Source organism: Tsukamurella sp. PLM1 (assembly GCF_023168325.1).
GTDB lineage: Bacteria > Actinomycetota > Actinomycetes > Mycobacteriales > Mycobacteriaceae > Tsukamurella.
Map to the genome: position 1 here is coordinate 2,137,143 of NZ_AP025688.1, position 24,756 is coordinate 2,161,898.

A 24,756-nucleotide genomic window follows, 5' to 3' on the forward strand; every position below is an offset into this window, starting at 1 on the left:
GGGAGTCCAACGTCGACCTCATGTGCGCCGCGATCGACCGCCTCCGGGAGCAGGTCGGCGACGAGGCGCTGCAGGCCGACGTGGTGCTCAGCCACTCCCAGCTGCCCGACCTGCCGGTCGTCGGCTGCGGCGGCGACGTCGTGCGCCGGCTCGGCACCCGGCCGTCGCTGGTACTCGACATCCACAACGGCGGCTGCGCCGCGTTCCTGCTGATGCTGCACCTCGCCCGCACCATGTTCACCGCGGGCACCGTCCGCTCGGCGCTGCTGCTCACGGCGACGAACGCGGCCGGGAACGTCTTCACCCAGGACCGGGTACGGAACCTGCCTCAGGCCGCCATACCCGGCGACGGTGCCGCGGCCGCCCTCGTCGTCGCCGACCCGGAGGCGGGCGGGCTCGAGGTCCGCGAGGTGGTGTGCGCGCAGCACAGCGAGTACGCCGGCGACATGACCGCGGCGGTCGAGCCGCCGCGCAAGTACTGGGAGGCGGGCGAGGGGCAGCTGCACGTCGGCTTCACCGAGGCCAAGATCGCCAAGGTCCTCGCCCGCGGCAACAGGCTCGTCCCGGAGGTCGCGCTCGCCGCCGCGGCGGCGGGTGGGCTGCGCGGGCCCGACGTCGGGCACCTCGTCACCAATCAGCCCAACCGCACCTTCCTGCGGAACTGGCGCGAGGCCCTCGAGCTCCCGCCCGAGCGACACCCGGACACCTTCGACGAGTGCGGCAACCTGTTCGCGGTGGGCGTCCCGCACACCTTCGCCACGGCCTGCGAGGACGGCCGCATCGGGGCCGGCGAGGACGTGGTGCTCGCCGCCTTCGCGCACGCCGGGACTTCGCGGCGGCCGCGCTCGTCGGGACCTGAGCGCGGGTCACGCCCCGTCGACGACAGCGGCCGGCAGGAAGTGCGACGCGACGCCGAGCAGCGCGGCGCAGGACAGGCGGACCTTCTCGGAGTCGGGCTCCTCGCCGGTGATGATCGGGGAGTAGACGAACGCCTCGGCGGTCCGCAGGAGGACGTACGCGAGCAGGTCGACGGGCAGTCCGGGGGTGTAGCGGCCCGCGGCGACCTCGGCGTCGATCACGGCGACGATCCGCTCGACGATCCGGTGCTGCACCCCGCCCGCTCGTGTGGTCATCACACGGAAGGCCCGTTCGGGCTCGCGGCGGACGAAGGGCGCGAACGCGGACCCGCGGTTCGCGACGGACGAGAAGTCGCCCAGGACGTTCGCGATCCGCACGGCGCCTTCGCCCGCGGCGGTGCGCACGACGTGGTCGAAGGCCGGCGCGGTGATGGACCAGACGACCTCGCCCATGATCCGGTCCCGGCCGCCGAACCACCGGAACAGGGTGTTGCGGTTGACCCCCGCGTACGCCGCCAGCTCGTTCATCTCGATCCGCTCGCCGGCGAGGAACATCTCCGCGGCCCGCGCGATCACCGCCTCGGCGCTCGCGCGTGGCGCGGCCGGGTTCCGTTCCGCCGGAGGGCGTCACGACCCCGACGCGGCCGGACGGGGAAGGCGAACCGCAGCGCCGGCGGTGGCCGGAACGGCGCGCCGCCGGGCGGGGCCGCGAGCCGATCGGCCAGGGCCCACAGCACCGCGAGGTTGGCGCCCATGCCCAGGTGCGAGCCCAACACCTCGATGTTCTCCGCCGACGGTGCCGGGTCCCGGCACAGGCGCCACGGAACGATCCCGTCGAGGCGGCTGTAGATCGCCACCGCGGGAACGGGCAGCGGCGCACCGTCGGGTTCGAGGGGGAGCCCCAGTTCCTCCGCGTGCCACCGCCCGAACAACTCGTAGACGAGGCGGGCGTTGCTCTGTCGATGATTCGTGAGCCGGAACGGACTGCCCAGCGTGAACACCTGGCGTACGAGATCGGGGTGCTCGCGGGCAAGGCGGCGGGCGTAGATGCCGCCCAGGCTCCACCCGATGAGCGTGACGGCCCTCAGCCTCGGCGATGGAGCGCAGCCGCTCGGGCATGCCGCGCAGGATCTTCTCCGACGGCCCGATGTTCGTCCCGAGCCGCCATCCGTGGACCCGGTACCCGAGGCGCCGCAGGGTGCGCCGCAGGGTGGTGGTGCTCAGGTCCGAGGTGCCGAGCCCGGGGAGGACGAGGACCGGCCGACCGTCCCCGCCGGGGGCACGAAGCAGCACGGGCCACGTCCAGGCGAGCGCCCCGCCCTCCCCGAGCGCACGGGCGTAGTCGGTGGTGAGGAGAGCCGGTCCGGGGGCCGGTACCGCGTCGATCGTGGTCATCTCGCCTCAGTTCGTCAGCATTCCGCCGTCGACCGGCAGGGTGACGCCGGTGACGTAGGTGGACGCGTCGCTCGCCAGGAAGAGCAGCGCGGGGTCGAGTTCGCCCTCGGCGCCGAGCCGGCCCAGCACGGTACGGGGCAGGACGAACTTCTCGAGCACGCCGTCCTCGAACTCGTCGGTCATCTCGGAGGAGAAGTACCCCGGAGCGAGAGCGTTGACGCGGATGCCGCGGCGCGCGCCCCACTGCTGCGCGAGGTCGCGAGTGAGGCCGACGACCGCCGCCTTCGACGCCGAGTACGCGGCCTGGGGCATGAGGACACTGGTCAGGCCCAGGACGCTGGCGATGTTGATGATCGAGCTGCCCGGTTCCATCACCCGCGCCGCGGCCTGCGCCATCCAGTACGTGCCGTTCAGGTTCACGTCGACGACCCGACGGAACTCATCCGGGTTCTCCCGGAGCGCGGGTACCGCGGTGGCGACGCCGGCGTTGTTCACCAGCACGTCCACGCGGCCGAACTCGGCCATCGCGGCGTCCGCGACGGCGGTGCACGCGTCGGGATCTGCCACGTCGCAGGCCACCGGGAGTGCGCGGCGGCCGACGTCCTCGACGAGCCGCGCGGTGTCCGCGAGCTTGTCCGTGCGCCGGGCGGCCAGCACGACGTCGGCGCCGGCGCTCGCGAGGGCGCGCGCGAAGCCGACGCCGAGGCCGCTCGACGCGCCGGTGACCACCGCCACCCGACCGTCGAGTCGGAACAGGTCCAGGGGTTCGTCATCGTTCTCCTTCGGGACGTGTGCTGAGGGATGCGGGTGGTCAGGGAGGTCGTCGGCGACGCCGACGAGGCCGATGGCCTCTGCGGACTCAAGGGCGTGGTGGGCCAGGACGATCAGGTCGCGCAGCTCGCCGTCGCGGCCGCGGATGTGGTCGCGCAGGAGCGCCTCGCCGGTGAAACCGAGCTCGCTGAACATCGTGAGGACGCGCTCCTCGTCGGTCGCGAGCTCGATCACCACCTTGGTCAGACCCGCCGCGATCCCGGCGCGCAGCGCCTCTTGGACCAGGCGTCGGCCGATACCGCTACCGCGCCGGGCGGCCCCGACGACGAGCCGGAGCTCGCCGACGTGGTCGGACCACCCGGGTAAGCGGGTCAGCGCTGCGTATCCGTCGACGGTTCCGTCCTCCGCGGTCGCGACCCACCGGAGCCCGGCCCGTCGGCGATGCCGGCGGTGGGGCCCGTCAAGTCCTCCCGGATGACGGTGAGATCTCGTTCCGACAGGCCCGCGAACATCGCCGCGAGCGCGGCCTCGTCGCCGGGGGTGACTGCGCGGATGATGGTGTCGATCATCGGACGGCCTCGCTCTTGTCGATCAGGAACTCGATGATGGTCGGAATGGTGGTCTTCGCGGCGGTGCGCCCGACGACGAGACCGATGTGCCCGCCCTTCAGACGCAGTTCGGTCTTGTCATCGGCGCCGACCAGGTCCATGACGGGGCTCGCCGCGGCGATGGGCACGATGTGGTCCTTCTCGCCGACCACCGCGAGGAACGGGGTCCTGATGTCCGACAGGTGCACCCGGTCGCCGCCGAGGTACAGCCGGTCGGTCATGAAACCGTTGTTCCCGCTGAGCATCGTGCCCATCTGGCGCGCGACGCCGCCCGGAAGCGGGACGTGGTCGGTGCCCCAACCGTTCATGGCCTGGTAGGCGGCGACGTACTCGTCGCTCCACATCCGTTCGAGCAGATCGACGTAGCCGGTCAGTTCGGCGACCGGTTTGAGCGACCGGAACGCCCCGTACACGACGTCGGCGGGGACGTTGCCGTCGTCGCCGAGCGCGCGTTCGAGATCGTCCGGGCTGCTGGTCAGCACCGACTTGAAGGGCATCTCGCTGTAGTCGACCGGGCACGCGACGACCGTATGGCTGCGGATCGGGGAGTCGGGGTGGTGCGCGGCGTGCAACAGCGTCAGGTTCCCGCCGAAGCAGTAGCCGAGCAGGTTCACCTCGTCGGTGCCCGACCTGCGGCAGGTCTCGCGGATCGCCGCGGGGATCGCGGCGTCCGCGTAGTACTCCAGGCCGTTCGCCGAGTCGCGTTCGTCGGGCACGCCCCAGTCGAGGAGATAGACGTCGAATCCCGCGCCGAGGAGGTGCTCGATGAAGCTGTTGCCCGGGGTGAGGTCGAGGATGTAGCTGCGGCTCACCAGGCTGAAGACGATGAGCAGCGGCGGCCGGTGCCGGACCTCGTCGTTGCGGTAGCGGAACAGCCGCGCGCGGCCGTCCCGCCACACCTCGTCGCGCGGGGACGCGCCGATGCGTGGCGCGGTCAGGCCCGCCGCCATCTTGATGCCGTTGCGGGCGCGCAGAGCGTTGCGCTCGATCTCCTGGCGGACCCGGTCGAGTGCGCCCCGCGGACCGTCGGTCACGCCCACGTCAGTCCTCCCCGCCGGGTGCGCGGTCGCTATGGTTCCGCTCAGTGAGTTCCTTCGCAGGCGGCGGATCTCGTAGTCCAGATCGCCGACCTGGCGGCGCAGCTTGCGGATGTCGGAGCCCGCCGGGAGGTTCACCGCGTGCAGGACGGCGGCGCCCACGGCGTCGATCCGGCTGCCGATGGCGGAGCGTGTCCGTCCGACGACCTTCATGGTGGCGGCGAACTCGTCGGAATGGACGATCGTCTCCACCGGCGGTGTGATCCTCCGCTCGACCTCGTCGTACAGACCCCGTATCGAGAACCTGGCCATGATCGGACCTCCTCGGTGGGGCCGACGCTGCTGGACCGGTCCCGCGTGTGCATCATTTCAGCAGAATGACTCATTGTGCGTCGGCGAACGCCGAGAGTGCGCATCGCGCGGCCGGATTCGCGGGCTGCGCGTCCGGCGGTCGGGAGCGCCCTCGGCAAGACGGACCTGTGCCGAGGCGGCGGATCCCCGGCGTTCTAGTCTGTGATCCATGACACTCTCGGACGCCGCAGCGCACGACGACATCACGACCGTCGACGTTCCCACCCACTGGTACAACCTCGCAGCTGAGCTCGACACCCCGATCCCGTCCCACCTGCACCCGGGCACCAGGGAGCCGGTGCAGCCGGAGGATCTGGCGCCGCTGTTCGCGAGCGGCCTGATCGCGCAGGAGGCGTCCACCGAGACCTACCACGAGATCCCCCGGCCCGTCCGCGAGATCCTGGCCATGTGGCGGCCGTCCCCGCTGATCCGTGCCCGGAAGTTCGAGGCGGCGCTCGGCACTTCCTGCCGCATCTACGTCAAGTACGAGGGCGTCAGCCCCGTCGGCTCGCACAAGACGAATTCCGCTGTGGCGCAGGCCTACTACAATGCGGTCGACGGCGTGAAGAAGCTCACCACCGAGACCGGCGCCGGACAGTGGGGCAGTGCCCTCTCGTTCGCCGGGGCTCAGTTCGGCATCGACGTCGAGGTGTGGCAGGTGCGCGCCTCCTACGACTCAAAGCCCTACCGCGGCTACCTCATGCAGACGTACGGCGGCACCGTCCACCCGAGCCCGTCGGACCTGACGGAATCGGGCCGCGCGATGCTCGCCAAGGATCCGGACACCACCGGGAGCCTGGGCATGGCCGTCTCCGAGGCCGTCGAGGTCGCGGCGAAGGACCCGGCGGCCCGCTATGCACTGGGCAGCGTGCTCAACCACGTGGTGTTGCACCAGTCGGTGATCGGCCTCGAGGCAGTCGAACAGCTGGCCCGGCACGAGAAGGGCGCCGACGTCGTGTTCGGCTGCGCCGGAGGCGGTTCCAACCTCGCAGGCCTGGCCTTCCCGTTCCTGCGGGAGAAGATCCACGGCCGCCAGCACCCGCGGATCGTGGCCGCCGAGCCCGTGGCGTGCCCGTCCATCACGCGGGGCGAGTACCGCTATGATCACGGCGACGTCGCCGGCCTGACCCCGCTGCTGAAGATGCACACGCTCGGCATGGACTTCGTTCCCGACCCGATCCACGCCGGCGGCCTCCGCTACCACGGCATGTCGCCGGCGCTCAGCCACACGGTGGAGCTCGGGCTCGTCGACGGCATCGCGATCGGCCAGAACGACGCCTTCGCCGCGGGCGTGCAGTTCGCGCGCACCCAGGGCATCGTCCCCGCGCCGGAATCGACTCACGCCATCGCCGCGGCCGCCGACTACGCGCGCGAGCACTCCGACGAGGTGCTCGTCATCGGCCTGTCCGGCCACGGCCAGCTCGACCTCCCCGCGTACGCGGAGTACCTGTCCGGCAACCTCGCCTGACTGCGCCCGCCCGGAGCTACCCGCCGAGGGACTTGCGGATCTCGTCGAGTTTCGCCTTCGCCGCCTTCTCGCGCTCGGCGAAGGCGCGCTCGGCGTCCTGTCCGGCGGGTGTCTCGTGCGCGAGCTCCTCGGCCCCGAGGGCCGTGGTGGTGCGCCGTTCGATCTTGTCGCGGACGTGATCGAAGGTGGGCACGCCGGACTCGGTGTAGCCCGTCACGTCCGCGAACGACGGTGCCGGGGCCGACGGTGCGGCGGCGGTGGACTCGACGATCTCCGCGTCGACCGGATCGGGACTGCTCATACCTCAGGGTAGCCCGACGATCCGCGAGCGGAGCGCCACCGGACGAGCTCGGGCAGGTCCACGGCCCGGCGCTCGGCACCCCGGGACCGCGGGCGGCGCTCACCCCGAGTCGCCGGGGCACTGTCTCGATCTGCGCGATCAGGCGCTGGACGTGCAGGCCGCGCCGGACCCCGAGCGGGTGGTCCGATCCGGAGGCAACGGCGTCGAGGAACTCGTCGAGCAGCACCCGGAAGCATTCCGTCGACGGGGTCTCGCGGCCCTCCAGCACCGCGGTCCCGGCCGCGGAGTGGGCCACGAATCGCATCACCGTCGGCCGGACCGGGGTGCGAAGCGACAGCGAGACGCTCGAGGCGGCACCGTCGGCGTGCCGCAGCTGGGCCGTCCAGGTGTCCGAACCCGGGTCGTACGCCGCGGCCGCCACGGATTCGACGGTGCCCGCCGCCGCGTCCACGAGGTCGAGGACATGCGGACCCACATCGAGGAGCGCGCCCTCGGAATGCCGCCAGGCGGACGCGGCGAAGTCACCGCTCAGCGCGGCGCCGGAGAGCCACTGAGCCTCGACCGCGACCGGCGTGAGCCCCCGCGCCCGGGCCAGGAACTCCCGCGTTTCGGGGGCGAACCGGCGGGTGAACGCGACGATCGACCGGACGCCCGCTGCGGCGACGGCATCCGCGAGCGCCGTCGCCTCCCCGAGATCCAGGGCGATCGGCTTGTCCAGGATGAGGTGCTTCCCGGCGCGGGCGGCCTCGGTCGCGAGCGGCGCCTGCACGTCCGGCGGCACTGCGAACGCCACCGTGTCCACCGCGTCGAACAACTCCTGGGGCGTCGCGAACGTGTGCGGGAACAGGGCCGCGGCCGCCTCCGGCCGCCGCGCCCAGCCGCCCACGAAGTCCACGCCGGGGTGACCGGTGAGCGCGACGGCGTGGGTCGTGCGCGCCCACGGGCCCGCACCGACCAACCCGATCCGCATCGTCACGACTGTGTTCCCGTCTCGCGGCCGACCACCGAATGCCGCCGACCGTACACGAGGTAGACGGCGACCCCGACGGCGAACCAGAGCAGGAAGCGGAGCCAGGTGGCGACGGCCAGGTTGGCCATCAGGTACACGCAGGCCAGACCCGAAAGGATCGGGATCAGTGGCGAGAACGGCACGCGGAACGGGCGCGCCAGGTCGGGCTTCGTCCGCCGCAGGATCGGCACGGCGAGCGAGACGAGCAGGAAGGCGAACAGGGCCCCGATGCTCACCATCTCCGCGAGCTTCTCGATCGGGATGAACCCGCCCATGAGTGCGCAGACCACCACCACGATCACCGTGAACCGGGCCGGCGTCCCGTACTTCGGCGAGACCTTCGCGACGGCCGGTGGGATCAGCCCGTCGCGGCCCATCGCGTAGCCGATGCGGCCCATCGTCACCAGCTCCACCAGGATGACCGAGGTGAGGCCCGCGACCGCCGCGACGGCGACGAGGTTCCCGGCCCAGCCCGCGCCGACGACCTCGAACGCCTTGGACAGGGGTGCACTGGAGTCGATGTCGGTGTACTTCACCATCCCGGTGAGCACGACCGAGACCAGGACGTACAGCAGTGTGCAGGCGAGCAGTGTGCCGATCAGTGCCCGGGGCATGTCGCGCTCGGGCCGCTTGGACTCCTCGCCGAGGTTGGCCACCGCCTCGAATCCCGTGTACGCGAAGAACACCACCGCCGCGGCCGTGAGGATCCCCGCGACGCCGAAGTGCGACGGTGCGCCGCCGAGGAAGGTCTCGATCAGGGGCCGGTCGAGGGCGGAGCCCGGCCTCCGCCGGGGTCGATTCGGGGATGAACGGCACGAGGTTGGAGCGGGTGACGAAGAACGCGCCGATCACCACCACGAAGACCGAGATCGCGACCTTGACCACGACCAGGATGTTGGTCGCTCGTGCCGACTCCCGGATCCCGACGATGGCGATCACGCCGAGGACGACGATGATTGCGATCGCGCCGACGTTCACCGGCGCCTCCTCGGTGAACAGCTCCGGCGGCAGCCCGAACAGGTCCGCGAGGTACCCGGACCAACTGCGCGAGACCACCGCCGCGCCCAGCCCGAACTCCAGCAACAGGTCCCAGCCGATGATCCACGCGAAGATCTCGCCGATCGTGGCGTAGGCGTACGTGTAGGCGCTTCCCGCTGTGGGCACGGCCGCCGCGAGTTCGGCGTAGCAGAGGGCCGCGAACAGGCTGACGACGCCAGCGACCACGAACGAGACCGCGATACCGGGACCGGCGTTCACCTTGGCCTGGATGCCGGTGAGAGTGAAGATGCCGGTCCCGATCACGATGCCGACGCCGAATCCGACGAGGTCCTTCAGGCCCAGGTCGCGGCGCAGGCCGCCCTCGGCGGCGCCGTCGGCCTTGATCCTGGCGAGGGGTTTGGTCCGCAGGATGTCCATTCCGCGGGACGCTACCCGCGTCCTCAGCCGTTCGCACGGCTATCGGTCAGGTGGCCCGACGGTGCCGCTGCCGTCAGTTCCGGACGAGCGCCGCCCCGGCCTCGTCGATGAACCGCTGCACGTCGGCCTCGGTGCGGAGTTCGAGGATCGGATCCGGCACCGACAGCAGGCCGAACAGCGCCGCGCCCACCGCGTCGTCGGCGACCGCGCCCGCGAACAGCGGGCCCGCGGCGAACGCGTAGTCAGGATCGCCCAGGAACAGGCGCGTGACCTCGGCCGCGGCGCGGCCGCGCTCCTCCCAGTGCCGGTCGAACTGGTCGGTGATCCACTCGGCCGTGAAATCCGAGCCGCGGGCTTCGATGGCCTCCACCAGGGCGGCGACCTGGATCAGTCCGGTCTGCGCGCCCTGTCCGGCGATCGGATCGAAGGCGATCGAGGTGTCGCCGAGCGCGGCGACCGGATGCCCGCCGCGGGTGTAGCCGACGCCCGGCGCACGGTCGGGGTCACGGCGCCGCGGAGCCAGGACTTCGGGTCCTGCTCGATCACGCGCAGCTTCTCGATGTCGGGCAGGTCGTCGGGGAAGTAGTCGCGGTAGATGCCCACCACCACGTCGAGCGCGCTCTGCGCGTCGGTCACGGAGTCGAATCGCTCGACCCAGGCACCGTCGGGCTTGGCGAACCCGAGCACGCTCCACGACGCGCCCGCGTCCTTGTGCCAGTACGGGCCGATCCAGATCTCGCCCTGATCGGTGTGCAGGTTGAACACGTTGTGCTTGCCGGCGCCCGTGCCGCGTGCGGTGAACACGTCGTCCCCGTGCCCGAGTCCGGTGAAGGCCGCCGCGAGCAGTTCGCGCTGCGGGGCGCGGTAGACGGTGCGCGACTCATCGACGGGGAACAGTCCGGCGAGGCCGCCCTTGCCGGTGGAGACCAGCGTGAGGTCGTGCGCGGCGGCGATCGCGTCCAGGTCGTCGGGGGTCACCGTCGCGACGTGGAAGGCGCCGCCGGCCTGCTCGAACAGCCGGATCCGGTCGTACGCGCGCAGCCGCACGTCGATTCCGGCGGCGGTGTAGGTGAAGTCGGGGTCGAACGCGAGGACCTGCTCGAGGGAACCCGGCGCGCCGGTGTTGAGGCGGGTGTTCATGCCGGTCGAGAGCGGCGCGTCCGGGTAGAGCTCCTCGACGAGGGTGTGGTCGACGTCGCGGGAGTGCCCGAACAGGACGGCGGTACCGGTGGCGGGGACGTCGTCGCGCAGCTGCCGCGCGGTGCGGTCGCTGTAGAGGTCGACGGCATGCCCGTTGCGGGCGAGGACGAGCGCGGCGGTGGCTCCCACCACTCCCGCGCCGATGACGGCGATACGTGCCTGGGACATAGTCTTCTCCTTCAGGTGGGTCAGGCGGACGGGGACGGGGTGCGGGAACCCGCGTTCCACGCGTAGGGGAGCTCGGCACCGTTGAGCAACAGGTCGCCGACGGCGCGGGCCTTCTGGATCGCGGGGTTGTGCACGGCGAGGGTGCGGGCGTTGCGCCAGTGCCGGTCGAGCCGGGTGTCGGCGTCGACGATGGAGGCGCCGCCGACCTCGAACAGGTCGTTCGTCGCGGTGAGGACGAGGTCGATGACGGTGAGCTGGGCGTGCGCGGCGGCCAGCTCGGCCTCCGGCAGCAGGTCCTCGTGCAGCCGACGGTCCGCCAGGGCCTGATCGAGCACGTCGGCGACGGCGAGCACAGCATGCTTCGCGGCCCACGCGGCCGCCGAGAGGCGGCCGATCACCTGTTGCACGAGCGGGTCGTGGCGCTGCAGGTCGGCGGCGGCGTGCGAGAAGGTGCGGGTGCGGGCCCGCACCCAGGCGATCGTGTCGTCCGTGGCGCGCTGCGCGATGCCGGCGAGGCCCGCGAGCTGCACCAGCTGCAGGTACGAGGTCGCGTAGGTGGCGCCGGGGTTGCCGTAGCCGGGGCCCAGCAGGCGGTCCGCGGGCACCGCGACGTCTGTGAACACCGTGGTCCCGCTGGCGGTGAGGCGCTGCCCGAAGCCGTTCCAGTCGTCGACCTTCTCGACTCCCGGCGCGTCCGCGTCCACCAGGATCCCCACGCGCTCACCGTCGAGATCGGCGGCCACGAGGATCTGGTCGGCGTAGAGGGTGCCGGTGGAGTAGAACTTGGTGCCGTTCAGCAGGTACCCGCCGGCGGGGTTCGCGGTGAGTCTCGTGGCGTAACCGCCGACGGATCCCGCGCCCGGCTCGGTGATCGCGTTCCCCACGACGACGCCGTCCACGGCCGAGCGCAGCCACGCGTCGCCGGCCGGGGTGTCCGCGAGCCGCTGGTCCTCGACGAAGTTGGCATGCACGCGCAGGGCCTGCGGGATGTTCGAGTCCGCCGCGGCCAGGTTGATCAGCTGGCGGAAGAACTGGCGCAGCGTGACGCCCGAGCCGCCCAGCTCGACCGGGACGCGCAGTGCGGTGAAGCCCGCCGCCGTGAGCTCGGCGATCGGCTCGTGGACGAGCACCCGGTCCCGCTCGCGAGCGAGCGCACCCTCGGCGATCCGGGCGTAGACGGGGCCGAACCTCGCGTCGAGTTGGGCGTCGGACTGGGGGCGCGTGATCGAAGTGGTCATGGGCGACAACTGTGGCGTGCGAACGATCCTCCGACCAGGATTCGCCGCGTCATGAACGTTATTCGGCCAGACTCGGACGGGAAACACGTCCGATTCCGCCCCGCGGCGTGCTAGAACCTGTTACAACTAGAACACGTTCTGCCGAGCCGGACGGCCGCGCAGGTCAGGGACAGGAGTCGTGCATGAAGTTCAACCTCGCCGATGTCTTCGAGGCGGTCGTCGACGCGGTTCCGGAACGGATCCTCTTGAGCTTCGAGGGCGAGCAGACCTCGTACGCGGAGATGGACGCGCAAGCCAACCGGGTGGCACACATGTTCGCCGCGAACGGGATCGGGGCGTACGACCACGTGGCGCTGTTCCTCAAGAACAGCGTCGAGCACGTGCAGTCGCTGCTCGGGCTGATCAAGATCCGCGCCGTTCCCGTGAACGTGAACTACCGGTACACCGCGCCCGAGCTGCAGTACATCTTCAGCAACTCGGACGCGCGCGGCATCATCGTCGAGCTGCCGGAGCACCAGCGCACGCTCGCCACGCTGATCGGCGAGCTCCCCGAACTGCGCACGGTGTTCGTGGTCGGGGAGATCGACCCCGCGCTCGCCGCCGCCGTCGACGGTGCCCCCGACGTCGCGCTCGTACCCTTCGACGACGCCGAGAGCCGGCCCGCGGAACGGATTTCGAGCCGCGCACCGGCGAGGAGCACTACATCATCTACACCGGCGGCACCACCGGGTACCCGAAGGGCGTGGTGTGGCAGCACGACGACTTCTTCCGCAAGCCGCTCTCGGCCGGCGTGCCGTACGGCGGCGAACCGCGGCAGAACCTCGAGGAGGTGGGGGAGGGCGCCAAGCAGTTCCCCTCGCTGGCGTTCCTCGTGGCCGCCCCGCTCATGCACGGCGCCGCCGCCTACTCGCTGTTCACCTTCTTCGTGCTCGGCTCGCGGATCATTCTGGAGCGCGATTTCAAGCCCGCCGAGATCGTGCGGAACATCGAGCGGGACGGCACGCAGACGATCCTCATCGTGGGCGACGCGATGGGCATCCCGCTGGTCGAGGAGATGGAGAAGCAGAAGGACACGGCCGACTTTTCGACGCTGTTCTCCATCACCTCCGGTGGCGCGATCTGGTCGAAGCACGTGCGCGACCGGATGGCCGCGATCAAGCCCGAGCTGATCCTGCGGGACAACTTCGGTGCCTCGGAGTCCGGTAACGACGGGGTGATGGCACTCGACGAGAACGGCAACCTGCACGCGCCGCCCACCGACAAGATGATGGTGGTCGACGAGTCCTTCGAGCAGATCACCGAGGTCGGTCAGGTGGGGTACATCGCCCGGGTCGGCAACGTCCCGCTGGGCTACTACAACGATCCGGAGAAGACCGCCCGGACATTCCCCACCCCGGCCGACGGCCGGCGCATCTCGGTGTTGGGCGACATGGGGTATCCGCACGAGGACGGCGGCATCGTGTTCCTGGGTCGCGGCAGCCAGTGCATCAACACGGGCGGCGAGAAGGTGTACGCCGAGGAGGTCGAGGCGACCCTGCACGGGCATCCGGCGATCGCCGACGCCCTGGTCGTACCGGTGCCCGACGCCCGGTACGGGCAGCGCGTGGCCGCGGTGGTGGAGGTGTCCGAGGGGCGGGAGAAGCCGACGATCGAGGACATCCAGACGTTCGCGCGCGCCGAGCTCGCGGGCTACAAGGTGCCGCGCACCATCGTCTTCGTCGATCAGGTCAAGCGCACCCCCGCGGGCAAGGCCGACTACCGGTGGGCCAAGACGGCGGCCGAGACCGCCGCGGAGAAGGCGGGCGAGGAGCAGCCGGCCTGACAGGGATCAGCCCTCGAACTCCCACGGGTTCACCAGCGTCACGCTTGTGCGCTCGAAATGCCTGGTGTTCCGGGTGACCAGGGTCAGGCCGTGGATGATCGCCGTCGCGGCGAGGACGGGGCGTTACGGCGAATCGGAATCGAGCCAGTCCAGGTACGCGGCGCCGCGGGGCGAGAGCTCGTATCCGACGTCGTGGCTGATGGTCAGGCCCATGCCCTTGAGCTTGCGGATGTCGACCTTCATCGGCAGTAGCTCCACGCCGCGTTCCGCCGCGAGCTCCTTGGACACGACGCGCGGGTGGTCGCGGATCCAGACGAGGATGTCGCGGGTCCACGGTCCCGACGGCCGCGCGTCGAGGCGGGCCAGGCGCTGCGCGATTGTGGCGAGTTCGGCACCGTCGGGCAGCTCCTCCCGCAGGGTGAGGCGCGGGTCCTCGCCCGCCCACTCGAGGTGGATGCGGTAGACGTGTTCGCCGCCCTTCGCGGAGCGCTCGCGGCGCGGGGCGTCGGGGTCGCGCGGCGTCAGCGCGCCGCAGCGCGGCCGCGTCCTTCATACCCGCGGCCCGCGCGGCGCGGTCGCTGATCCGGTCGATGTCCGGGACCCGGGTCACCCGCGTGAATCGGAGGACGCCCGCCGGCGTCACCTGCGTGCCGCCGACCTTCACCCGCGGGACGTCCCAGCGGCGGTACTGCGTGGTGACGGTGCCGGCGCGCACGCCCTCGGCGATCGCCCTGGGGATCATCATGGCGTCAATTCTGCCCGCTGCGCCCGGCTTCCTTCACGATGTCGCGGCAGATCTCCATGTGCCCGGTGTGCTGGGTGAGCTCCCGCAGCATGTGAGTGAGCACCCACTCGGGCGTCGCGGCCGCGGCATCGCGTCGGGTGGTCCCGGTGGCGCCGGGATTGCGGATCCCGGTGGCGGCCATGGCCGCCCACCGCGGCAGGTCGGTGCGCAGGCGCGCGACGATCGCGTGTGCGGCGTCGACGGTGCCGCGCGCGCGGAACTCGGCCGACCGGTCGCGGGGGATGTCCTCGCCGGCCATGAGCGAGCCGCCCCAGAAGCCCAGCGCACCGGCCGTGTGGGTGACCAGCGCGAAGACCGAGTTCCCGCCGGGCGTGGCCAGGTTGACGGTGTCGTCGTCGAGATCGCCCAGCACGGCGTCGATCGTGTCCAGGGTCTCCGCGGCGACGGCGAGGAACGCCGTGACCTGGCCTTCAGTCGCGGCCACGCGCGAGCCTCGCGATCGAATCGAGCAGGTCGTCGAAGAAGGCCGCCTGGTCAGTGGCGACCGCGATCTGAGCGGTCTCGGGACGGTTCCACGCGCCGTGCACGTCGGCGATCGTCGTCCCCCGGGTGAGCGAACCGGTGAGTTCCACATCCACCGGGTACGAGCGGGTCTCGGCGATGGTGGGATCGAGCGCGACGGCTGCGGCGAACGGGTCGTGCATGTGGGCGATGTAGCCCTGGTCGTGATCGCGGTGGAACTCGAAGTAGAACCGCACCGCGTCGGACAGCGCCCGGACCACGGGATTGCTCGCGGCCGACCGCGTACCGTCGGCGTCCTCCGGGGCGAGGCATTCGGCCGGGCTGCTGCCGGCGGCGTCCGCGAGGCGCAGGACGTGATCCGGCGTCAGTTCGATGGTCTCGGTGAGGTCGAGCGGGCAGAGGATCGGCAGCGGGGTGCCGGTGCCGTCGAGTTCGCCGTAGGCGCGCAGCACCTCCCACAGCGATTCGGGATCGACGGCCACGTTCCACTCGGAGGTGGGCGTCGTGTTGCCGGGGTGCCAGAACACGCCGCCCATGATGACGAGGCGGCGCAGCCGGGTGAGGATGCCCGGATCATCGCGCAGCGCCAGCGCCAGATTGGTGCTCGGGCCGGTGACCAGCGCGACGACCTCGCCGGGATGGGCCCGGGTCAGGTCGGACCAGGCCTGCGGCCCCGGCACGTCCGACGGTGCGCTGCCCGGCGTCGGCAGCTCCGCGTAGCCGACGCCGAACGGCCCGTGCGTCTCCTCCGTGGTCATGAGCGGCGTGGACAGCGGCGCGTCCGAACCCGCGAAGACGGGGATATCGGTGCGGCCCAGCAGTTCCAGCCAGCCGAGGTTGTTCTCCACGACCTGTGGCCCGGGCACGTTCCCGGCGGTCGAGACGATGCCGAGCAGGTTCACCTCCGGCTTGCTCAGCAGGTAGAGCAGGGCCAGCGAGTCGTCGACGCCGGTGTCGCAGTCGAACAGGACCTTCGTTTCCGCCACGAGGACAACCCTATCCGCCCATCACGACGGCGGCGGGCCGCCCATCACCACGGCGGCGGGCCGCCCATCACCACGGCGAGGACTTGTAGTCCTTGAGGAAGCAGCCGTAGAGGTCGACACCGTTCTCGCCCTGGACGATCGGGTCGTAGACGCGGGCGGCACCGTCGACCAGATCGAGCGGGGCCCGGAAGCCCTCGTCGGCGAGGCGCATCTTGGTGTGGTGCGGCCGCTCGTCGGTGATCCAGCCGGTGTCGACGGCGGTCATCAGGATGCCGTCCTGCTCCAGCATCTCCGCGCTGGAGGTGCGGGTGAGCATGTTCAGGGCGGCCTTCGCCATGTTGGTGTGCGGGTGACCGGGGCCCTTGTAGCCGCGGCCGAACTGGCCCTCCATCGCGGAGACGTTCACCACGTACTTGCGGCGCGCGGGCGAGGCGGCCAGCGCGGGCCGCAGCTTCGAGATGAGGATGAACGGCGCCACGGAGTTGCACAGCTGCACCTCGAGCAGTTCCAGGGGCTCGACCTCCTCGACGGTCTGCACCCAGGAGTTGGTGTGCACGAGGTCCGGGAGGAGGCCGCCGGCGTCGATGGCGGTGCCGTCCTCGATGCGGGCCGCGGACGACGATCCGCCGCGCAGTGCGAGCGCGGTGAGCGCCGCCGGATCCAGGGCCGCGAGGTCGCCGGAGACGCCGCCGGTGTGCCCGTCGAGCGCCTCCGTGAGCGCGGCTGGGTGCGCGGAGCTGGCGCGGCCGAACCGGATGATCCGGCTCGCGAGCTCGGGCGGCACGTCGCCGGACTCGGCGTCGACGAGGGCCGAGTACGCGCCGGGGAGCGGCGCACCGTCTGCGCGGCGTTGTTGATGATGATGTCCAGCGGGCCGCGGGCGGCGACCGCGTCGGCGAGGGCGCTGACCTGGGACGGGTCGCGCAGGTCGATGCCCACGATGTGTAGGCGGTCCAGCCACTCCGCGCTGTCGGCGAGCTCGGCGAAGCGGCGGGCGGCGTCCGTGGGGAAGCGGGTGGTGATGGTGAGATCGGCACCGTCCCGCAGTAGCCGGAGCGCGATGTACATCCCGATCTTGGCGCGGCCGCCGGTGAGCAGCGCGCGGCGGCCGGTGAGGTCGGTCGTCGCGTCCCGCTTGGCGTGGCTGAACGCGGCGCAGTCGGGGCAGAGCTGGTGGTAGAACGCATCGATCCGGGTGTAGGGCTGCTTGCAGATGTAGCAGCCCTGCGGGCGGAGGAGTTCGCCCGCGGAGTCCCCGGCGGTGGGCGTGGTCAGCAGGATGCCGGCGGTCTCGTCGTCGATGCGCTCGGCGTTGCCGGTGGCGGTGCGCTCGAGCACGTCCCGGTCGGCGGCCTTGACCTTGGCGCGGGCGGACTTGCGCCGCTCGCGCTTGAGCAGCTTGAACATGTGGCCGACTGCGCGCTGCACCTCGATCGACTGCGGATCGCCGTCGTCGAGCTGCGCGGCGGCCTCGAGCACGCGGTGGAACGCGGCGAGGTCATCCGGGGAGATCGGGGTGCTGGGGTCGGGCATGGAGAAGATTGTCCCTCATGCGGTGAGCGGCACCGTCGTCTCCTCGGCCGTGAGGTCGAGGGTGACGGCCTTCTTCTCCCAGCGAAGGGCCCGGATCGTCAGCGCGTCGAGCGCCTCGGGGATGACCTGCGGGCGCAGTTGGGCGATCCAGGAGTCGATCGCCCACGCGATCGGCAGCGGCACCGGGACGACGCTGACCGGCATCGACAGGTCGGTCGCGCGGAACGCGAGGCGCCCGTGCTTGAGGCTGACGGCGATCACCACCCGGATGTCGACGCCGAGGCCGAACGCGACCGGCAGGCCCACCGTCATCACCACGGAACGCTTCTTGGGCAGCAGGCCGACGGACCGGACGGTCATGCCGCCCGTGTCCGCGCCGGCCTGTGCCGCGTCGACGGCGTGCCGGATCCACGACAGGCGCAGCGTCGCGGTCGCCGCGAGCGCGTCGACGTGCAGGCCGTCCGGGACGGGCGCCACTCCCAGCGCGTGTCCGCTCACCAGAATGGCGTGCGGTCCGACGCCCTCGCGGCCGGTGTCGAGGTCCATCCGCGAGAGGCGCCGCCGCGCCAGTTGGACCAGGACCGGACTGCGGTGATCGATCGTAACGGCGGGGTCGGTGCCGAGCACGCCGGCACACATGCGCACCAGGTACGCACGCAGGCGTTCGCGGGCGACGAGCTCGGCGGCGCACACCAGCACCGCGGCGCCCACGACCAGCACGACGACGGCCAGCACGATCATCGTCATGCGACCTCCTCGGCTTTGCACTCGGGCGTCGGCGCCTTCGTGGTGTACTCGAAGAGTGTCCACTATCCAGATTTGCGTGATGGGAGTGTCCGGCTCCGGGAAGTCCACCGTCGGGGCCGAGCTGGCCGCCCACCTGGGGCGGAGCTTCGCCGACGGCGACGACTTCCACAGCGAGGCCAACCGGGCGAAGATGAGTGCGGGGCAACCGCTCACGGACGAGGACCGGTGGCCTGGCTGGGCACGATCGGTGCCTACCTGCGCGACGAGATGATCGCCGGGCGGCCCACCGTGGTCGCGTGCTCGGCGCTCAAGCGGGTGTACCGGGACCGGATCCGCGCGGCCGGTGCCAGCGTCTACTTCGTGTTCCTCACCGGCAACGAGGAACTGCTCGAACGTCGCATGCAGGGCCGCGAGGGGCATTTCATGAAGGCGGGCATGCTCGCCTCACAGCTCGCGATCCTCGAGCCCCTCGACGACGACGAGTTCGGGGTGACGGTGAACGTGACCGGCGACGTGCCGCAGATCATCACCGAGGCCCTCGCCGATTTCGCCGCCACCGAGGTCCCGGGAATCGCCTGAGCGTCACCCGGCGGTTTCCTCGGCGTCCCGCACGGGGCAGCGTGTGCGCGTGTAGATCGTGGGCATGCAGAGGTTGCAGTGGGTGCAGCGATCGGCCTCATCGGGGCGCTGTTGCATCCGGTGGACGAGATCGGGCGTGCGGAGCAGTCCGCGCCCGACGGCGACGAAGTCGAACCCCTCGGCCATGGCGCGGTCGACGGCGTCGCGTTCCGCGACCCCGCCCAGCAGGATGAGCGGCATCGTCAGCGCCGCCCGGAACCGTCGGGCCAGGCCGAGCAGGTACGTGGGGCGATAGGGGTACTCGCGCAGGAACATCGGCCCGGCCGCGCGGAGGCCGGCCCGCAGTGCCGAGGTGGGGAAGGCGGCGGCGAACTCGCGCCGCGGCGGCGTGCCGTGGAACAGGTACATCGGGTTGAGCAGGGAGCTGCCCGCGGTGAGTTCGAGCGCGTCGAGTGTCCCGTCGGCCTCGAGCCAGCGGGTGGTGCGCAGGGCGTCGTCGGGTCGGAGGCCGCCCGGAACCCCGTCGGTCATGTTGAGCTTGGCGGTGACGGCGAGCCTGCCGCCGACCGCGTCGTAGACCGCCTCGGCGACCTCGCGGGCCAGTCGCGCGCGGCCCGCGAGCGCGCCGCCGTACGCGTCGCGCCGGCGATTGAGGAGCGGGCTGAGGAAGGCGCTGATCAGGTAGTTGTGCCCGAAATGCAGCTCGACCGCATCGAAGCCTGCGTCCTCCGCGAGAAGGGCGGCGTCGGCATGCGCCCGCACCAGCGTGCCGATGTGCACGGCGTCCGGACGGAGGGTCGGCCGCAGCGCCAGCGGGCTGATCATCCGGCTGGGCGTGACCGGCCGCCGGTGCTGGGCGCCGTCCGCGACGGGGCCCGCGTGACCGAGCTGGGCGGAGATCGCGGCGCCCTCGGCGTGGACGGCGTCGGTGAGGCGGCGCAGGCCGGGCAACGCCTCGGGTCGCATCCACAGTTGGCGGCGCTCCGTGCGCCCTCCGGCGCGACCGCGCAGTACGCCACGGTGGTCATGCCGACGCCGCCCCGGGCGAACTCGGTGTGGAAGTCGATCAGGTCGTCGGTCACGAGGGCGTCGGGCGTGCGCCCTTCGAACGTCGCGGCCTTGACGATCCGGTTGCGCAGGTCGACGGGGCCGAGGCGGGCGGGGGCGAAGGCGTCCTCCATACCCGGATTAGAACATGTTCTGGTCAGGTGCGGGTGGCGATCGCGGCGGTCAGGCCGCCGAACGCGAGGACCGCGGCGCCCCCGAGCGCGACGACGGTCAGCCCGCCGCCCAGCAGCGCGTCCAGCGGCGCGCCCAGGCTCGCGCCGCCGAAGATGGCCACGGTGTACAGCGAGGCCGCGGCGCCGATCGCCGGTGCGCCGAGCCTGGTCACTTCCGCCACGACGGACGGGGCGGCGAGTGCGACCGCACCGACGAGGAGGAACAGGCCCGCACCGACGGCGACCGTCGCGCCCGCCGCGCACAACACCGCCCCGGCCACCGCGAGAGCGACGGCGGAGAGGATTCGGGTGCGGGCCGCCACGCCACCCAGGCGCAGCGTGAGCACGCCCGCGACGACCACCGCCGGGAGCGAGCTCGCGCGCAGCACCAACAGGGTGCTGGGCGACCATCGGTCGTCGGCGCCGAGGGCGGTGTACAGCGCCACCAGAACGCTGAGGAACGTGAGGCCGGTGCAGTAGAGCAGCACCAGCCGGGGCCGGGCGAGCAGGCCGGGAATAGCGCGATGCACGGCGGCGGGCGACGGTCGCTCGCCGTGCGGTACCGCGTCCCCCGGGAGCAGTGTCCGGACGGCGAGGGCCACGGCCGCCGCGGCGCCCGCGAAGGCCAGGAGGACGCCGGCGATGCCGGCCACCGGCGCGATGAGCTGCGCCGCTACCTGGCTCACGACCGCGGACGCGAGGCCCGCGCCGATCGCGGCCGTGTTGAGCGGCACGCGTGCCGAGGGCGGTGCCGTCCGGGCGATGTAGGCGAGCGTGGCCGGGGTGAACGCCGCGGCAGCGAGGCCCTGCGCGGCGCGGCCAAGGAGGAACCACGACGCCGACGGCGCGAACGCGGTGAGGGCCGTGACGACCGCGGTCGCGCCGGCGCTCGCGACCATGAGGCGACGGGCCCCCAGGCTGTCGGCCAGAGGGCCGAGCGTGAGGATGCCCAGCGCGTAGGCCACGGCGAACACGGTGCTGGCGAGAGTCGTCGTGGATCCGGCGGCGCCGGGCAGCGCCTCGATCGCAGCGCCCAGTGGCAGCACCACGTAGAGCTGTCCGACGACCGGCAGAGCGCCGAGGGCGGTGAGCGCACCGGTGCGGACCAGGGCGGGACGATCGGTGTCGGAGCGGGTCGTCGTCATGCCGCGACGCTACCAACCGAACGGTTGGACCGTCAACCGAACGGTTGGCGGTAGTCTGTCGTGCGTGACCGAAGCCGCCGGATACGAATCGACGCCCACCAGTGAGGCGCTCATCGCCGCCGCCCGCACCGAGTTCACCCGCCGCGGTTTCGACGGTGCGCGCGTCGCCAGGATCGCCGCCGAGGCCGGCGTCAACAAGGAGCGGATCTACGGCTACTTCGGGAGCAAGGAGGGGCTGTTCGAGATCGTCATGGCGAAGGCGCTCACCGAGCACGTCGAGCACAGCCCGTTCCTCGAGGGGCAGACCCTCACCGAGCACGTCATGGCGGCCTACGACCACCATCGCCGCGACCCCGAGCTCGTGCGCCTGCTCATGTGGGAATCGCTGCACTACGACGCCGATCAGGGAGGTCCCCCCGTTCAGCGAGGGCCGGCGCGAGTTCTACCGGCGCAAGGTGGAGCGGCTGCGCGCGGTGACGGGTGGCACCGATGACCTGCGCGCCGCGATCGCGCTCTACGTCGCGATCGGCCTCCAGGCCGCGCCGTTCATGATCCCGCAGCTCGGCACCGTCATCCTCGGCCGTCCGCTCTCCGACGACGAAGTGCAGGAGGCGCTGCGACCACTGATCGAGCAGACGGTCCGGTTCATCGAGGAGCGCCTGGCCGAACAGGGGTGACAGTCACGGGCGACGCAGCGCGCCGGTGAACATCATCGACTTGTACGGGTGGCCGACCGCGGTGTTCCACTGCGAGACCACCAGCCGGGCGGACGCGAGCGTCGAGCCGGGCACCAGGTAGCCGCCGTAGAGCTGGGCCACCCGCCCGGCCGCGTGGTCCTCGTCCTGCCAGGAACTGCCCTGCAGCAGCGTGACGGGGTCCGACCAGACACCGTCGATCCGGTCGGCGAAGCGTGCGGCGATCCGGTACCCCGCGGCGTCGAAGTAGGTCAGCACCCACGTGTCTTCGACGAGCGACAGGCTGAGCTCGCCGTAGCCCTGTCCCAACGCCAGATCCGTCGGTGCGTTGCCCCACGCCCACCCCGTGTCCGGCCGCCAGCCCCAGGGCTCCCACTCGACGTTCAGTCCGTCGCGGAGGGTGCCGAGGGTAGCGGTGCGCATGCGGTGCAACCGCAGCCCCTTGTCGCGGGTGAGGCCGCCGGTGGAGACGTTGTAGGTGTAGCCGTCCGGGGCCGGACACAGCGCCCACATGCACCAGGCGCCGTCGGCGTGACCGGCATTGTACTGCGCCACCTCCTGCCACGTGGCGGCACCGTCGTCACTGCGCCACAGGCCCGTCTGCACCACGGTGTCGAGGCTCTGCATGGTCATCGTGTGCAGGTAGAGCGTGCCGTCGACCTCGATGCAGGTGGTGGGCAGGATGGTGGTGAATCGGCCGGTGTCGTGCGAGTAATCGAGCAGTTGCCGCGCGCGTGTCGGATCGGGGCCCGCCGGCCGGGTCATCACGCCGGCACGGTCGCCGAACAGGCCGACGGGGGAGCGCCAGTCGCCGGCGCCGATCGTGAGGCCCTCGAAGGTGTCGCCGAAGACGTACAGCACCTCGTCGCCCACGCGGCACGGGATCGAGGTCGGTACCGCCCACACCGAACCGGCTGACCGGCGTGATGTCGCGCAGCTTGCGGAGGCGGGCGGGCTCGATCGACTGGGGCACATCGTCAGCGTGCCAGACGGTGCGCCGTCGCGCTCCGCTCCGGCGGGGCGCGGACACGTTCGCGGGAACTGTTCCGAATGTCCGGGACGCCCCGGATTCGGTCGCACTCGGTGCGGAACGGGAGCACCATGGAGGCATGGATACGTTCACGGGGCGAGAGCTGTACGAGGCCTTCCACGCGGATTACGACGCGGTGACCGATCGCGATGCGCGGATCTACGACGAGGCGGGGCGTCTGGTGGCGGCCGGGCACCTGGGTGGGCTGCGGCCGGTGGGCGACGGGGCGTCGGAGGCCACGATGTACAGCTTCCTCTCACTGCACGACGACGTGCGGTGGGAGCCGTCGCACCGCATCGAGCTGGCGCCGCAACCGGTGCGGGAAGCCCGCTGAACGCGAGAACCCCGGCCGGGGCCGGGGTTCTCGTTTCTGTGCGCGGAGGGGGACTTGAACCCCCACGTCCGTTAATAGGACACTAGCACCTCAAGCTAGCGCGTCTGCCATTCCGCCACCCGCGCTGGGAAGCTCGTTCACAGTAATCCACGGTCGCCCGCGAATCCAAATCGGCACGTCGAGACACCCGCGCACGCGACGATGCGGCTGCCCCGCCGTGGTACTCATATGGGTGTGGCTACTGCAGTGAACGCGCTCGACGAGGTCGTCGAGACCGTGAGCGCCCTCATCCGATTCGACACCTCCAACACCGGTGAGGCCGAGACCACCCGGGGCGAGGCCGAGTGCGCCCGGTGGGTCGGGCGCAGCTCGAGGAGGTCGGCTACGAGACGGTCTACGTCGAGTCCGGGCAGCCCGGTCGCGGCAACGTCTTCGCCACGCTCAAGGGCGCCGAGCCGAAGCGCGGCACGCTGCTCGTGCACGGCCACCTCGACGTGGTGCCCGCGGAGCCCGCCGATTGGAGCGTGCACCCGTTCTCCGGCGCCGTCGAGGACGGCTACGTGTGGGGCCGCGGCGCGGTCGACATGAAGGACATGTGCGGCATCATGCTCGCGCTGGCGCGGCAGTTGAAGTCGACCGGCACCGTCCCGCCCCGCGACATCATGTTCGCGTTCCTGGCCGATGAGGAGGCCGGAGGCACGTGGGGATCGCACTGGTTGGTGCAGCACCGGCCGGAGCTGTTCACGGGCGTCACGGAGGCCGTGGGCGAGGTCGGCGGCTTCTCGCTCACCGTCGACACCCCGTCGGGCGACAAGAAGCGGCTGTACCTCGTGGAGTCCGCCGAGAAGAGCATGTGCTGGATGCGGCTGACGGCCAAGGCGCGCGCGGGTCACGGCTCGTTCGTCCACGAGGACAACGCTGTCACGGTGCTCGCGGAGGCGGTCGCACGGCTGGGTCGGCACAAGTTCCCCCTGGTCCTCACCGACACGGTGGTCCAGTTCCTGCGCGTGCTGGACCGCGAGTCGACGATCGACATCGACGTCGACAGCCCGGACTTGGAGGGCCGGCTCGCCAAGATCGGCGGTCTGGCCCGCATCGTCGGCGCGACGCTCCGGGACACCGCGAACCCGACGATGCTGCGCGCCGGCTACAAGGCCAACGTGATCCCGCAGACGGCGGAGGCCGTCGTGGACTGCCGCGTGCTGCCCGGCCGGCAGGCCGCGTTCGAGCGAGAGCTCGACGAGATCCTCGGCCCTGACATCGAACGCGAATGGATCACCAAGCTCGACCCGTACGAGACCCAGTTCGACGGCGACCTCGTGGACGCCATGAACGAGGCGATCCTGGCGTTCGACGCCGACGGCCGGACGGTGCCGTACATGCTCTCGGGCGGGACGGACGCGAAGGCGTTCGCCAAGCTCGGCATCCGCTGCTTCGGGTTCGCCCCGCTGCAGCTGCCCGAGGACCTCGACTTCGCGGCGCTGTTCCACGGCGTCGACGAGCGGGTGCCCGTCGCCGCGCTCGAGTTCGGGACGCGCGTGTTCGAGCACTTCCTGATGAATTCGTGACCACAGACAGA

19 protein-coding genes, 1 tRNA gene and 10 pseudogenes are annotated in these 24,756 nt (G+C 71.5%); 8 read left to right on the forward strand and 22 right to left on the reverse strand.

Annotated features, from left to right (window positions below):
* Nucleotides 1-245 precede the first annotated feature (245 nt).
* Nucleotides 246-758: pseudogene (locus MTP03_RS23645) on the forward strand (3-oxoacyl-[acyl-carrier-protein] synthase III C-terminal domain-containing protein); the annotation flags it as partial.
* Between the two features lie 108 nt (nt 759-866).
* Here the strand turns inward: MTP03_RS23645 and MTP03_RS11090 are convergent.
* The 6 genes and pseudogenes from MTP03_RS11090 to MTP03_RS11105 form a co-directional block, all read right to left on the reverse strand.
* Nucleotides 867-1,412, reverse strand: a complete 546-nt coding sequence (locus tag MTP03_RS11090; RefSeq protein WP_371820966.1) for a QsdR family transcriptional regulator — start codon at nt 1,410-1,412, stop codon at nt 867-869.
* Nucleotides 1,413-1,429: 17 nt separating this feature from the next.
* A pseudogene (locus tag MTP03_RS23650) lies at nt 1,430-2,252 on the reverse strand (esterase/lipase family protein).
* A 6-nt stretch (nt 2,253-2,258) separates the two neighbouring features.
* A complete protein-coding gene (locus MTP03_RS11095) occupies nt 2,259-3,014 on the reverse strand; it encodes an SDR family NAD(P)-dependent oxidoreductase (RefSeq protein ID WP_248492128.1) in 756 nt (251 codons plus the stop codon).
* A 240-nt stretch (nt 3,015-3,254) separates the two neighbouring features.
* A pseudogene (locus tag MTP03_RS23655) lies at nt 3,255-3,407 on the reverse strand (GNAT family N-acetyltransferase); the annotation flags it as partial.
* Complete coding sequence (locus MTP03_RS11100; protein WP_248491943.1) at nt 3,395-3,592, reverse strand: hypothetical protein; 198 nt, start codon at nt 3,590-3,592, stop codon at nt 3,395-3,397. The gene MTP03_RS11100 and the pseudogene MTP03_RS23655, both read right to left, overlap by 13 nt.
* Nucleotides 3,589-4,980, reverse strand: coding sequence for an alpha/beta fold hydrolase (locus MTP03_RS11105; protein ID WP_248491944.1), 1,392 nt, complete (start codon nt 4,978-4,980; stop codon nt 3,589-3,591). Before MTP03_RS11105 ends, MTP03_RS11100 begins: the two co-directional genes overlap by 4 nt.
* A 208-nt stretch (nt 4,981-5,188) precedes the next feature.
* Between MTP03_RS11105 and MTP03_RS11110 the strand changes: the two genes are divergently transcribed.
* A complete protein-coding gene (locus MTP03_RS11110) occupies nt 5,189-6,487 on the forward strand; it encodes a TrpB-like pyridoxal phosphate-dependent enzyme (RefSeq protein WP_248491946.1) in 1,299 nt (432 codons plus the stop codon).
* Between the two features lie 16 nt (nt 6,488-6,503).
* Here the strand turns inward: MTP03_RS11110 and MTP03_RS11115 are convergent, their stop codons facing one another.
* From MTP03_RS11115 to MTP03_RS11145, 7 genes and pseudogenes are all read right to left on the reverse strand, one after another.
* A complete protein-coding gene (locus MTP03_RS11115; protein WP_248491948.1) occupies nt 6,504-6,788 on the reverse strand; it encodes a hypothetical protein in 285 nt (94 codons plus the stop codon).
* Between the two features lie 352 nt (nt 6,789-7,140).
* Nucleotides 7,141-7,758 (reverse strand): annotated as a pseudogene (locus MTP03_RS23660) (Gfo/Idh/MocA family protein); the annotation flags it as partial.
* A 2-nt stretch (nt 7,759-7,760) separates the two neighbouring features.
* Nucleotides 7,761-8,486 (reverse strand): APC family permease, encoded by a 726-nt coding sequence (locus MTP03_RS22770; protein ID WP_256465264.1) that lies wholly within the window; start codon nt 8,484-8,486, stop codon nt 7,761-7,763.
* Nucleotides 8,487-8,682: 196 nt separating this feature from the next.
* Nucleotides 8,683-9,213: pseudogene (locus MTP03_RS22775) on the reverse strand (amino acid permease); the annotation flags it as partial.
* A 73-nt stretch (nt 9,214-9,286) separates the two neighbouring features.
* Complete coding sequence (locus tag MTP03_RS11135; RefSeq protein WP_248491949.1) at nt 9,287-9,583, reverse strand: hypothetical protein; 297 nt, start codon at nt 9,581-9,583, stop codon at nt 9,287-9,289.
* A 17-nt stretch (nt 9,584-9,600) separates the two neighbouring features.
* The gene (locus tag MTP03_RS11140; protein WP_248491950.1) at nt 9,601-10,581 is read right to left on the reverse strand and encodes a styrene monooxygenase/indole monooxygenase family protein; all 981 of its coding nucleotides are present in this window, start codon (nt 10,579-10,581) and stop codon (nt 9,601-9,603) included.
* Between the two features lie 20 nt (nt 10,582-10,601).
* Nucleotides 10,602-11,819, reverse strand: a complete 1,218-nt coding sequence (locus MTP03_RS11145) for an acyl-CoA dehydrogenase family protein (protein WP_248491951.1) — start codon at nt 11,817-11,819, stop codon at nt 10,602-10,604.
* A gap of 182 nt (nt 11,820-12,001) precedes the next feature.
* Here MTP03_RS11145 and MTP03_RS11150 point away from each other — a divergent pair.
* Nucleotides 12,002-13,641, forward strand: a pseudogene (locus tag MTP03_RS11150) (AMP-binding protein).
* Between the two features lie 123 nt (nt 13,642-13,764).
* On the opposite strand, the gene MTP03_RS11155 reads toward MTP03_RS11150, so the two are convergent.
* The 5 genes and pseudogenes from MTP03_RS11155 to MTP03_RS11175 all read right to left on the reverse strand — a co-directional run bounded on the left by MTP03_RS11155 (nt 13,765) and on the right by MTP03_RS11175 (nt 18,174).
* Nucleotides 13,765-13,929: a hypothetical protein gene (locus MTP03_RS11155; protein WP_248491952.1), complete on the reverse strand. Its 165-nt coding sequence runs from the start codon at nt 13,927-13,929 to the stop codon at nt 13,765-13,767.
* Nucleotides 13,930-14,390: 461 nt separating this feature from the next.
* Nucleotides 14,391-14,870 carry a DUF664 domain-containing protein gene (locus MTP03_RS11160; RefSeq protein WP_248491953.1) on the reverse strand — a complete coding sequence of 160 codons (480 nt, stop codon included), beginning with the start codon at nt 14,868-14,870 and terminating at the stop codon, nt 14,391-14,393.
* On the reverse strand, nt 14,857-15,894 hold the full coding sequence (locus MTP03_RS11165; RefSeq protein ID WP_248491954.1) for a nucleoside hydrolase: 1,038 nt from the start codon (nt 15,892-15,894) through the stop codon (nt 14,857-14,859). The genes MTP03_RS11160 and MTP03_RS11165 overlap by 14 nt, the downstream gene beginning before the upstream one ends.
* A gap of 67 nt (nt 15,895-15,961) precedes the next feature.
* Nucleotides 15,962-17,427, reverse strand: a pseudogene (locus tag MTP03_RS11170) (SDR family NAD(P)-dependent oxidoreductase).
* Nucleotides 17,428-17,442: 15 nt separating this feature from the next.
* Nucleotides 17,443-18,174 (reverse strand): hypothetical protein, encoded by a 732-nt coding sequence (locus tag MTP03_RS11175; RefSeq protein WP_248491955.1) that lies wholly within the window; start codon nt 18,172-18,174, stop codon nt 17,443-17,445.
* A 55-nt stretch (nt 18,175-18,229) separates the two neighbouring features.
* On the opposite strand from MTP03_RS11175, the pseudogene MTP03_RS11180 reads away from it, so the two are divergent.
* Nucleotides 18,230-18,753: pseudogene (locus MTP03_RS11180) on the forward strand (gluconokinase).
* 3 nt (nt 18,754-18,756) lie between these two features.
* Here MTP03_RS11180 and MTP03_RS11185 read toward each other — a convergent pair.
* Nucleotides 18,757-19,934 (reverse strand): annotated as a pseudogene (locus MTP03_RS11185) (NADH:flavin oxidoreductase).
* A 23-nt stretch (nt 19,935-19,957) separates the two neighbouring features.
* Nucleotides 19,958-21,118, reverse strand: a complete 1,161-nt coding sequence (locus tag MTP03_RS11190) for an MFS transporter (RefSeq protein ID WP_248491957.1) — start codon at nt 21,116-21,118, stop codon at nt 19,958-19,960.
* 64 nt (nt 21,119-21,182) lie between these two features.
* Here MTP03_RS11190 and MTP03_RS11195 point away from each other — a divergent pair, with 64 nt between their 5' ends.
* Nucleotides 21,183-21,611, forward strand: coding sequence for a TetR/AcrR family transcriptional regulator (locus MTP03_RS11195; RefSeq protein ID WP_248491963.1), 429 nt, complete (start codon nt 21,183-21,185; stop codon nt 21,609-21,611).
* Entirely contained in the window at nt 21,592-21,795 is a 204-nt protein-coding gene (locus MTP03_RS11200; RefSeq protein ID WP_248491964.1) for a hypothetical protein, read from the forward strand. Before MTP03_RS11195 ends, MTP03_RS11200 begins: the two co-directional genes overlap by 20 nt.
* A 3-nt stretch (nt 21,796-21,798) precedes the next feature.
* On the opposite strand, the gene MTP03_RS11205 is transcribed toward MTP03_RS11200, so the two are convergent.
* Complete coding sequence (locus MTP03_RS11205) at nt 21,799-22,686, reverse strand: DUF4185 domain-containing protein (RefSeq protein ID WP_248491965.1); 888 nt, start codon at nt 22,684-22,686, stop codon at nt 21,799-21,801.
* Nucleotides 22,687-22,922: 236 nt separating this feature from the next.
* On the opposite strand from MTP03_RS11205, the gene MTP03_RS11210 reads away from it, so the two are divergent.
* The gene (locus MTP03_RS11210) at nt 22,923-23,177 is read left to right on the forward strand and encodes a hypothetical protein (protein ID WP_248491966.1); all 255 of its coding nucleotides are present in this window, start codon (nt 22,923-22,925) and stop codon (nt 23,175-23,177) included.
* Nucleotides 23,178-23,216: 39 nt separating this feature from the next.
* Here the strand turns inward: MTP03_RS11210 and MTP03_RS11215 are convergent.
* Nucleotides 23,217-23,302: transfer RNA gene (locus tag MTP03_RS11215), tRNA-Leu, on the reverse strand.
* A 103-nt stretch (nt 23,303-23,405) separates the two neighbouring features.
* Here MTP03_RS11215 and MTP03_RS11220 point away from each other — a divergent pair.
* Nucleotides 23,406-24,745 (forward strand): annotated as a pseudogene (locus MTP03_RS11220) (M20/M25/M40 family metallo-hydrolase).
* Nucleotides 24,746-24,756 lie beyond the last annotated feature (11 nt).